Source organism: Hyella patelloides LEGE 07179 (assembly GCF_900659865.1).
Lineage (GTDB): Bacteria > Cyanobacteriota > Cyanobacteriia > Cyanobacteriales > Xenococcaceae > Hyella > Hyella patelloides.
On sequence record NZ_LR214271.1, the window covers coordinates 1 to 1,971 of the forward strand.

Here is a 1,971-nt window from a genome sequence, read left to right on the forward strand (position 1 = left end):
TCAAGGGATTTGCTATCAAATTCTGTTCCTTGAACTGCGTTATTGTACTTACTGACATATGCAGCATGGTGTTTATCGTGATGAAATTCCAAGGTGCTTTTAGAAATTAATGGTTCTAAAGCCTTGTAATCGTAAGGAAGAGATGGTAATTTATAAGCCATTTGTGTTCGTTCTCCTCTCGCTAAAAAATTATATTTTTGCAAAATCAGGAATATTACTGTCTGTTATTAGAGTGATTGGCAGCACGTGAGAGATTTTAAGTCTATTCCTAATTTCATTGTAAATAGTTATTCATAGAAGAAACAATGAACCATCAATTGGTAAAGATTAACTGTTCAATAATAAATATCTTTCAATCAACAAAATAGCTACAATGTCATCAATAGGTCGAGGGGGTAGGCGTAAGCCTTGGGGAATAAGTCTTTGTAAACCTTGAGGTTGGTACATTTGCCAATAGCGATCGCGGGCTTCTAAGGTACTGTTTCTTTCGTCTACCATCTTGATTGTTATCGATTCAAAGGCTGATTGTAACTGTTGTTGCCAGCTTTTAGCAGTGGTCAAATTTCCCATGACAATTAATTCAATGGCAAATTGAGTAGTCAACTCTCGAATAGTTGCAATCGCATTGTCCGAACTTACTACCTGATGGTAAATTATGGAGCGATCGCTATCGACAATTGCAACACCACATTTATCTCGTCCTGGATCGAAGCCTAAAATCATAATTAAAGTACAATATCGGAAATGTAAAACATAATTATGGGTAATAAAAGTTAACATTATTTATTGCTTGATTCTATTGTCTACCCATCTTTTTGCCTTTTTGACTGCTAGTCTGGCGTTTTTAGCATGGGGTACAGCCATCGCACAGCCATACTGATGATTCACCCAAGCCATGTAAATATCTTGTTTGGCGAATCGATCGCGGGCAATTTCGATTTTAAAGCCTCGATAGTCAAAAGAAAGCAGAATTTTAGGATAGTCAGGATCGCTGGTCATAAAAATTAAAAGTTTTCAGAGTGATTTGGAAACAATAATCAAATGCAAAATAACTTAACAGCAAGACTATAAACAATATCTCTCAATAAATTTGGTAATTTTTGTGACCGTATAAGTTTTACAATGCACAATACTATCAAAATAAAGCGTCCAATTTATCTCTAATCAATCTAGTCAAAGATGGCAAATAAGAAAGTTCACGTCAAAGCTCATACTCGCACAATCCATACAAGAATTTACAAATTTGTTTGTAAAAGCTGTAATCAAAAGGTAGAGAGAGAGACTTACGCTACAATATGTCCTTTATATTGTAATAAGTGTAAAAACAAAAGGCATACTCAAAAAAGTTACTCGAATAAATAAACAAAGTTTCATTATTACTAATACTTAAGTGTTACTATCCTATGTGGCTCGAACCTCCTCCCAAACCAGCACCAGAGACAGAACAGGCTTTAAGCCAATTAGCGACCTATTATCGTCAGCTAATCGCCTATCATCAACAGTCTTCTGCGATCGCATCTTCTAAACTAGCTCAAATCGAGGCTTTGCTGACAGCTAATAGCTTTAGCCTGAATACTTCTTGGCAGTATGACTCCCTATCTTCTCTATCCCCAGGAAACGCTCCCGAATTAGTCGCCGAATTAGAAGAAGAGACAAAAAGTCTTCCTGAGGTAAAATTACCCCCAAAGGAAGAACTCAGTAAAACTCTACAAAAAATTCTCAAAGCCAATAAGGGCAAGATGTTACGTCTTGACTATCTGTCTTTAGAGGTAGGCGAAAAGCTAGCGGTATTTCCTTTGTATCAGCCACAATTAAAAGCTCAACTTCAGCAAATTCTCGAACAAGGAACAGATTTTGGGTTATGGGCTAGTGTACCTGACTCTCCTGAATGTTGGACTTATAATCTGGCGGACTTTCCCGATTTATCTTTTCCCTCAACTTCCCCAAAGAAAAAAGCCAGAAGCAAAAAAA

At 36.7% G+C, this 1,971-nt stretch carries 2 protein-coding genes and 2 pseudogenes; 1 reads left to right on the top strand and 3 read right to left on the bottom strand.

Annotated elements, in window-relative coordinates:
• The 3 genes and pseudogenes from H1P_RS33015 to H1P_RS33025 form a co-directional block, all read right to left on the bottom strand.
• Nucleotides 1-161, bottom strand: a pseudogene (locus H1P_RS33015) (superoxide dismutase [Fe]); the annotation flags it as partial.
• Between the two features lie 166 nt (nt 162-327).
• Nucleotides 328-723, bottom strand: a complete 396-nt coding sequence (locus H1P_RS33020) for a Holliday junction resolvase RuvX (protein ID WP_144875682.1) — start codon at nt 721-723, stop codon at nt 328-330.
• Between the two features lie 60 nt (nt 724-783).
• Nucleotides 784-999, bottom strand: coding sequence for a hypothetical protein (locus H1P_RS33025; protein ID WP_144875678.1), 216 nt, complete (start codon nt 997-999; stop codon nt 784-786).
• Nucleotides 1,000-1,403: 404 nt separating this feature from the next.
• On the opposite strand from H1P_RS33025, the pseudogene H1P_RS33035 reads away from it, so the two are divergent.
• Nucleotides 1,404-1,971 (top strand): annotated as a pseudogene (locus H1P_RS33035) (hypothetical protein); the annotation flags it as partial.